The following is an 8,363-nucleotide window of genomic DNA, read 5'->3' on the forward strand; positions in this document are numbered from 1 at the left end:
CATACCTAACATTATGATTCCCATTTGCCACTTCTGGGTAAGGCTTACGGCTTTTGTCCCACCAGAAACCGTGTACACGATAACTAGTCCACCTACTAAAAATATGGTTGCTGTTAAATTCCAACCTAAAGCTGTAGAAAGAATTATAGCAGGAGCATAAATTGTAATTCCTGCTGCCAAACCGCGTTGAATAAGAAAAAGGAATGCTGCTAAAAGTCTACTATGCACCCCGAAACGGGTCTCCAAATACTCGTAGGCAGTAAAAACTTTCAGCTTATAATAAATCGGAACAAAGAACACGGAAACAATGATCAACGCTAAGGGCAGCCCAAAATAGTTTTGAATAAACCCCATTCCAGATTCGAAGGCCTGACCAGGAGTTGATATAAACGTGATTGCACTCGCTTGTGTAGCCATCACAGACAATCCGATCGTAGACCATTTCATCTGATTATCCCCTTTCAAATAACTTTCTAACCCTTTACTTTTTCGAGTTTTCCAAGCTCCATAAAAGACAATGAACCCTATAGTAGAAGTAAGAACTATCCAATCTATTGAATTCATGCTTGATAGTATGAGGTCATAAAATAAAAGGATAAAACCAAAGCCGCCATAAAAGCTAGAACTATTAGATATATTAGATTCCAGTTATCATCAAGGCCTTGTTCCTCTTGAATTCTTTCCTTTTCCGACATTTACTTAGAACCTTCTGAATTTCTATATGAAAGAATATTCGCAAACAATTTAAACGCTCCTGGCACTCCTGCTGGCAACTCTCTAAAAAACGAAATACCTGTGTAAACGAAGGTACCCTTGCCATAATTACTTACTAATATACTCCCCTCTTTAGCATCTTCGCCTGGATCACTCCAAGATATTATCGGCGAATAATTCTCATCCCATTCGTCAGGGAAATACAGTCCTCTTTCCTGAACCCAATTATCAAAATCACTCTCTTCAATCTTGTTCGGCGTATTTAATAAAGGATGATTCGGATCTAGAAAAGTTGGTTTAGCTTCTTCCACTGTTACCCTGTCACGTGATATCTTAAATGGGTATGGACCAATGTCTGTTGTTAGTACATTATAATTTGTATTATACTGTACCACATAATTCCCTCCAGCCTTAACATATTCCATTAGTTTATTGTTCACATGAACGATGTACTCATGTGTATTATAAAGCCTAACTCCTGCAACTATTGCATCAAATTCCGAGAGATTCGAATTTCGCAATTCATTTTCTCCTAGCAAAACTACTTCGTAACCCAATTGCTCTATTGCAGACGGAACATTATCACCGCTACCAGTTATATAGCCAATCTTCTTTCCTACCGTTTTAACGTTAAGGCTAACTATTTTGCTTTTTGCCAAAGGAAGAACTACTTGTGATTCTATGTGCGAATATGTAATAGTTTTAAGGCTTCTAGCGTTCTCTTCGAATGATATGCTAATTTCTCCAACAGCATTCTTTGCTGGTGCAGTTATTTTAAATTCAACCTGCTGTTCGCCTCCTTTGCTTTCTATACTGTAAGAGCCTACTGAATTACTAATACCCCATCCAGTACCTACGTGAACTTTAACTTCTCCTTTAACATTATCCGTATGGCTTTTGATGTTAATTGAAACTTTCTTCGTTTCTTCTGAAGCAAAGATGAATACGTCGTTATCGAGATTAGCAGTAACACTTGGCATAGAAAAAAACGGACGATACATTTCGCCATTCACTAAGTCGTTCCACCAATATTTTAATGGAACCGAAAAAGATATTTCTACTCCTTCAATCTCTAATACATATCCAACTTTTAAAGTAGGTTCATTTGTAGGCAACCCAATAGAAAGCTGATTTTCTACTTTGTAAATCCCTTCAAAGTCTCCTTCTAACCAATATGCATTTGTGTTAGGCAACACAGGAACAATAGCCTTATTAACATAATTAGTCATCTTATTATACTCCAAATCAGCATTAATTAAAGTATCCTTTAACCCTATTTGAAGTGATTTCATTATTGTCCTCACACCAGATCTCACTACAATTGAAGAAGTCAATCCAATTTCATTTCCTATGCCCTCACTATAATAATCTGCGTTTGATTCTATATAAATCCCTGAGCAAGCCAAAATCAACTTTTTAATTTCTTTCGTTTTAACACCCTTCCAGTATTGATCTTTCAACTTTATTATAAGAGAATATGCTTGCAATAAATCAGGAACTATTAACGAAGGGTCTTCAGGGTTAAACTTTCTGATTGCTTCTTCAACATATTTTTGAATTTCAGCACCTCCATCTACTCTTCCCCATGTGATATCAATTCCATCAAATACATCATCCTCTATACCTTCTCCTTTTATTAATTGCAAATATTCAATCGACTCTCCTCTTTCCTTAGAGTCACCAAAACCTTGACTCTTGTGCATGCTTCTACTTTCCGAGGCTATATCAGCATATGACGCCCCCAATAAGGGATCATAAATCCCTGAATTAACTGTTGTATAATCTTTATTAGTCTTTGCGGTTTCTTCTAACTCTTTATCCCACCAGGTACTGTTGTTAAAAAACATACGATGTGGCTGCCATACCTGTGTATACTTAAGCTGATCTGCAAATTCTTCTCTATTTCCAGACGCGTCAAACGCAAGATCAGCAAGAATAGCAGAAGCTGAATGATGACCATGTCCTGATTTATAACTCATTGAAAAACGAGTAATAATAACATCTGGCTTAAGACGCCTTATAGCCCATACTACGTCACTTAAAATTTCATTTTTATCCCACTTAGTAAATGTTTCTTCTGGATTCTTTGAGTATCCGAAATCTACTGCACGGGTAAAACATTGTTCTCCTCCATCAATATTCCGGGCACCGAGAAGTTCATTTGTTCTTAGAATACCCATCAAGGCACCCTTCTCAGAACCTATAAGATTTTGTCCTCCATCTCCCCTAGTTAGCGATAAATATGATGTTCTCGCTTTTACATGGTTTGCCATGTAGGAAATTACTCTTGTGTTTTCATCGTCTGGATGTGCAGCCAGATACATAACGCTGGCTAATACATTTAGCTTTTGTAGGCGCATTTGAATCTGAGAAGAATTTAGCTCTTGAGCTTTTAGAGAACCAATCCCTGTCGTCACTATAATTAGAACAAGATATATTGGGCAAAGAAATTTTATCATACGTGTAAATTTGTATTCAAAAGTATCGAATATAAGGTTGGGGATTTACCCTTTTTCAAATAGGACAAATGAAAAGCTCCTTCTAATCGAAGGAGCTAATCTTTTCTATTGTTTTGGACTTGACCTAATTCACTAATTATTCTATAATAATTACAACGTAAAAAAAAACAAATAAATTATAAGACACCCTATTGAGACGAAACATACGTTTTAAAATATTTTGTAAATACGCCTTCCAATTTATTACTGGTTAGAGGTTTTACTATATACCCCATTATTTCATTAAAATCCTTAGCCCTATCTATATCTATCTTATCATTGGAAGAGGTTAGTATTACTATAGGGGTATCAGGACAAAGGTTTGTTCTTTGAGCCTCTTCAAGAAAGCCAAAACCATCCATTACCGGCATGCTTATATCCAATAGGATCAAATCAACTTTATTGGTCTTTAGAAATTCTAAAGCTTGCTTACCATTATAAACTTCACTAATCTTTTTTGCCAGGTTAATACCTTCAATAAAATACCTCGCTAAATAAATTGAAATTGAATCATCATCAACCAACAATATAGAATCAAACTTTTGCATCTATTTCTTCCCTTTTACAATTCAAAATGACGTAATACGGTCAGTATACGCAGGATAGCTAAAAAAGTAATGCTAAAAATCTTACATTCTCATTTATTGATACACATCAATCAATGTGATTTAACCCATTTTATTAAAAAAAGACAATTTCTTACAGGCACACTTGTTACTCTGAAATAAAACAGGATCATAACAAAAACCCTAAAGCATTGCCCAGGTGGTAATTACGGCAAAAACAATTCTTTCTTTCTGTAATATTCAGGGATTATATTACATGTTAAGGTAATGAATCAATTTTAACAAACATCCATTTTAATGTAAATGAAAAAGGAGGAAATGATTACATCTCCTCCTTTATCTACTTACACTGAAGTAGGTCAAATTAATTATTTTTGACTTCCAATAAATAAAGCGAGCTAATATTATTTAAGTTACAAGGATAGTCAAAGCACAAGGAAATATTACTATTTCTATGATTAACAGTGTAAGAGTTATTATCATTTGATGCATAATTCTTCAAGACAAATACCATCCCTAAAATCATTATCAGCAATACAATGTTTATTGCCTTTCTAATTTGTTTAAGGATTTTCTTATTCAACTCCATCTTAATAATTCGCATATATCTGTTTTCGTTGTATGATATTACGAACACTTAAGAGAATCTGTGATTAATTTCGATAAAGGATAATTATTAATAGATAAACGATCGAATCCATCCGATGTAAAAAAATGCAAATTAGATTATATAGGAAATTCTATTAATCTAACGTGGAGCAATACTTTTCAAATTTAGACTCACAAGTAGAACAACCTTTGGCTAAGGCAATTTTAAAATCATCGCATCCTAGACCTGGTTTTTTCATCTCTATTCTAATATCGCCACGTAACTCATAAACCATATTTTCGGATTCCAACAGCCCCCTGCTGTTAATTAGCTTTGTACAATCGCGATCGGCATCTACCATTCTTCCAACATTGTAATATGCGATCGCTCTATCATAATAGATTAGAAGACTACTATATTTATTCTTTAATGCCGAATTATAAGACAAAATAGCATTACTAAATTCACCCAATTCACTTTGAGCAATACCTTGATAATGTAAGTAGAATGGATTGTTCTCATCTAACGACACCGCTTTTGTTAAATCATGTTTTGCTCCGTAAAACTTTCCCAATTGAAGATTTGCTACGCCTCTATAATAAAGTGCTTCTTCGTGCGCATTATTTAATTCAAGTAACCGATTTAGATCTAAAAGGGCAATTTTATATTGACCCAAATTAAAATAATTATTCGCCCTTAATAACAAAGCAATTACCAAATTTGGCTGTTTCTCAATTACCTTGTTAACATACTCTATAGATGTGTTGTAATTATCATCCTCAAAGTAAATTTCACTTAACTTGAAATATGAAAGCACATTATTGGGGTCAACCGATATAGCTTCCAAATAACTTTGAATAGCATATTGTGGTTTTTCCTCCAAATGATATATTTCGCCAATTCCAACATAAGCATCCGAATAATCTTTTTCAAGTTCCAGAATATCGTCAAATTGTTTTCGTGCATCAATATACTTTCCCTGATATGATAGTATATAACCATTTAAAGCCAACGCCTCTATGTATAGAGGATTCAATTTAAGAGCGCTCTTAATATCATCTTGAGCTTCTTTTAAATTATTCATTCTTAAATTAGACTGACTTCGAATAAAATAGGCTTTCTCGCTTTTGGGATAGGCATTTAATACCTGTGAAGCGAGGTAGGCAGATATGGTATACTTTCCTCTATCAAAAGCATCAGTCGCTTTTTTAATTGTTAATTCCTGCCCGCCACAGAATGTGGAAACCGCACAAAGTAGAATAAATAGAAAACACTTCACTCACAATTAATCATGGTGTTGTAAAACTATTCTTTTATTACAAATGAATCATTCACAAAACAGTTTAATATTAACAGTTTGACCACTATCCCGTTCTCACCTGGGATTAACTTTTATATATTTGTATTTCTATAGGGCTGAGATGGACAATACAGAAATAAATAGCACTTCAAAAAAAGATGGGGTTCGACTCATCCTAAGAGATGACAACGTAGTCGACATTAGATTAAAAGATCGACATATTGTAACATTAGAAGATTTACACGGCATGAGAGACATGTTCGATGATTTCACAAAACATGGTGAATATCTACCCGTAATTGCTGTGGTAGGGAAAGGCATGAGTATGACTAAAGAAGCTCGACATACAGATATATTTGCCGAAAATGATTTTAAAATCACGAAATTGGCAATTGTAATTTCTTCTTTCTTTCCGAAATTACTATCTAACTGGTATTTCAAATATGTAACGCAACCAAAATATGAATATCGATTTTTCGAAAAAGATAGTGATGCGGAAGATTGGCTTAAAGAACCTGTTCGAATTGCTAAGTGATCTTAACTTCGAATCTCATATTTCATGAGTAAAATCGACACTCAACGTTAGTACCTACATTCTCCCCATTTAATAATACCTACCCTCCTAATTCATATTTACAGCTATAATTTATTTCAATATACTAGCGCAGTGAATATTTTAGATTAAATAGTATCCACTTTTCACATATCAGGCATAACTAGATATGGATGAGCAGATTACGCATCAATCTTCTCATCTGTTACTTCTAAATGAAGTCTATTTTAATTCCTATTGATTTTCCAGACACTTCTTTAAACGCATTGAAGTATGCATTTCAGTTCGCAGAAAAAATGAACTTTCGTGTTAACTGTTTATATGCCTATAAAAAGAATGATCTAATTGAAGATAAATTGGCCACCAAAGAGACTATCACCAAAATGATAGAAAAAAGAATTCAAATTGCAATAACAGAGAACTATAATAACCCTATTGGGAATTATGCTTTCTGTGGTGAGCTATTGCAAACCATTCAACAAATAGGCAAAGAAACGAGTCCTGAACTTCTTATTATGGGAACTAAAGGAGTAACCGGTTTGAAAAGAATATTGATTGGAAGCAACACTACAGATGTGATGGCTTCTACAGATCATACTTTACTAATAATTCCAGGAAACTTTAAAACAAAACCCATCAATATCATTATGTGGGCAAGTGATTTAAGACCAATTAAGAACAGAAAATCCTTATTATTGTTAACTTCAATCGCAAAAGAATTTGATTCTGAAGTTCGAATAGCACATATTTAAACGAATGACAAGAAAAGTTCTGGAGAGCAGCAATGAGAAATGAGAAGCGAAAGTCATCTATTTGAAGAGATTAAGCACTCTTTTAAAAAGATAAGGAGATCTACAGTTAGTAAAGGAATTAACTATTATCTGAATCTTAAAGGCGACAATGATTTGCTCGTTTTAATTCGTCGAGAGTATCACTTTATCGATGGGATGTTTAGAAAAGACAATACTCACGACTTTGCATGTGCACCAGAACTTCCGATTATGGTAATAGATTAAAGTTAAATGGAAGAAATAAAAAAGAAAATCAGGACAATACCTGATTTCCCTAAAAAAGGAATACTATTTAGAGACGTAACAACTCTTTTTCAAGATAAAGATGGCTTAAAACAGGTCGTAAACAATCTCGTGGATAGATATAAAGGACGAGGTATAGATGCCGTTGCTGGAATTGAGGCCAGAGGATTTATTTTGGCAGGCGTAATTGCAAATGAACTAAATACAGGTTGCATTTTAGTCCGAAAAAAAGGGAAACTACCCTACAAAACAAATTCAATTACTTATGACTTAGAGTACGGAACCGATACTCTAGAAATTCATACGGATGCTGTTGAACCCGGACAAAAAATATTAGTTATTGACGATCTGCTTGCAACTGGAGGTACATCTTTAGCAGCAGCAGAATTAATTACAAACAATGGCGGCAAAATTGAGGAAATTGCATTTGTAATAGAACTCCCTGAAATAGGCGGTAGAAAGAAGCTAGAGCAAAAAGGATTCAAGACGTACAGCATTGTAGAATTTGAAGGAGAATAAAAATGAAGACTGTAATAGTAATGGCCAGTTCACGAAGTACTGGTGAAACAAGAAAGCTTGTAGACTTTATAGCCTCTGAAGGGGACATTGACGTGATAGACCTTACCGGTAAAAACATCGCTTATTTCGATTACGATTATAAAAACGCAAATGATGACTTTATTCCAATTTGCGAGAAAATAGCCAACGAGTATGATCATATCATATTCGCAACACCTGTGTATTGGTATACAATGTCGGCACCTATGAAAACATTTTTCGATCGACTTTACGATCTGTTCACAACACATAAAGATGTGGGACGGAAATGGAAAGGAAAAACAATGTCGGTACTTAGTTGTGGAGAAGATAAATTTGTTGTGGATGGGTTTCTAATGCCTTTTACTGAAACAGCTAAATACATGACAATGGATTATTGCACAGAAGTTCATGGATGGATTGAGAAAAACAAACTATCAGATAAGGTGAAAGACGATCTGAGAAACTTTATTAACCGAATAGAAAACTTTAAAGCATGATAAATTCATTAGCTAAGCTTTTTGATAAGAACCTGAATGCATTGGAAAGTGAAATCTTAGCTTATAAAAATG

General features: G+C 34.3%; 9 protein-coding genes. 5 read left to right on the forward strand and 4 right to left on the reverse strand.

Translation table 11 applies throughout. The annotated features are described in order from the left end of the window. The 4 genes from HRT72_00425 to HRT72_00440 all read right to left on the reverse strand — a co-directional run. Positions 1 to 564: sodium:solute symporter (locus HRT72_00425; GenBank protein NQY66180.1), on the reverse strand; the 564-nt coding region annotated here is incomplete at its 3' end. A 131-nt stretch (positions 565 to 695) separates the two neighbouring features. Continuing rightward, positions 696 to 3,173: a PIG-L family deacetylase gene (locus HRT72_00430; GenBank protein ID NQY66181.1), complete on the reverse strand. Its 2,478-nt coding sequence runs from the start codon at positions 3,171 to 3,173 to the stop codon at positions 696 to 698. Between the two features lie 188 nt (positions 3,174 to 3,361). Then, positions 3,362 to 3,760, reverse strand: a complete 399-nt coding sequence (locus HRT72_00435) for a response regulator (GenBank protein NQY66182.1) — start codon at positions 3,758 to 3,760, stop codon at positions 3,362 to 3,364. Positions 3,761 to 4,521: 761 nt separating this feature from the next. Further along, entirely contained in the window at positions 4,522 to 5,646 is a 1,125-nt protein-coding gene (locus HRT72_00440; GenBank protein NQY66183.1) for a tetratricopeptide repeat protein, read from the reverse strand. Between the two features lie 142 nt (positions 5,647 to 5,788). Between HRT72_00440 and HRT72_00445 the strand changes: the two genes are divergently transcribed. The 5 genes from HRT72_00445 to HRT72_00465 all read left to right on the forward strand — a co-directional run bounded on the left by HRT72_00445 (position 5,789) and on the right by HRT72_00465 (position 8,291). Then, positions 5,789 to 6,202, forward strand: coding sequence for a hypothetical protein (locus HRT72_00445; protein NQY66184.1), 414 nt, complete (start codon positions 5,789 to 5,791; stop codon positions 6,200 to 6,202). 233 nt (positions 6,203 to 6,435) lie between these two features. Next, positions 6,436 to 6,972 carry a universal stress protein gene (locus HRT72_00450; GenBank protein NQY66185.1) on the forward strand — a complete coding sequence of 179 codons (537 nt, stop codon included), beginning with the start codon at positions 6,436 to 6,438 and terminating at the stop codon, positions 6,970 to 6,972. Positions 6,973 to 7,011: 39 nt separating this feature from the next. Then, positions 7,012 to 7,236 (forward strand): hypothetical protein, encoded by a 225-nt coding sequence (locus HRT72_00455; GenBank protein ID NQY66186.1) that lies wholly within the window; start codon positions 7,012 to 7,014, stop codon positions 7,234 to 7,236. Positions 7,237 to 7,242: 6 nt separating this feature from the next. After that, positions 7,243 to 7,773 (forward strand): adenine phosphoribosyltransferase, encoded by a 531-nt coding sequence (locus HRT72_00460; protein NQY66187.1) that lies wholly within the window; start codon positions 7,243 to 7,245, stop codon positions 7,771 to 7,773. A 2-nt stretch (positions 7,774 to 7,775) separates the two neighbouring features. After that, on the forward strand, positions 7,776 to 8,291 hold the full coding sequence (locus HRT72_00465; protein ID NQY66188.1) for an NAD(P)H-dependent oxidoreductase: 516 nt from the start codon (positions 7,776 to 7,778) through the stop codon (positions 8,289 to 8,291). Positions 8,292 to 8,363 lie beyond the last annotated feature (72 nt).

The sequence above is a fragment of the Flavobacteriales bacterium genome (assembly GCA_013214975.1).
In the GTDB taxonomy this organism is placed as follows: Bacteria; Bacteroidota; Bacteroidia; order DT-38; family DT-38; genus DT-38.

Excerpts from the sequence above, each read along its gene's own strand:
- HRT72_00430 (NQY66181.1), bottom strand. The coding sequence starts at position 3,173 with ATGATAAAATTTCTTTGCCCAATATATCTTGTTCTAATTATAGTGACG.
- HRT72_00435 (NQY66182.1), bottom strand. The coding sequence starts at position 3,760 with ATGCAAAAGTTTGATTCTATATTGTTGGTTGATGATGATTCAATTTCA.
- HRT72_00445 (NQY66184.1), top strand. The coding sequence starts at position 5,789 with ATGGACAATACAGAAATAAATAGCACTTCAAAAAAAGATGGGGTTCGA.
- HRT72_00450 (NQY66185.1), top strand. The coding sequence starts at position 6,436 with ATGAAGTCTATTTTAATTCCTATTGATTTTCCAGACACTTCTTTAAAC.
- HRT72_00455 (NQY66186.1), top strand. The coding sequence starts at position 7,012 with ATGAGAAGCGAAAGTCATCTATTTGAAGAGATTAAGCACTCTTTTAAA.
- HRT72_00460 (NQY66187.1), top strand. The coding sequence starts at position 7,243 with ATGGAAGAAATAAAAAAGAAAATCAGGACAATACCTGATTTCCCTAAA.
- HRT72_00465 (NQY66188.1), top strand. The coding sequence starts at position 7,776 with ATGAAGACTGTAATAGTAATGGCCAGTTCACGAAGTACTGGTGAAACA.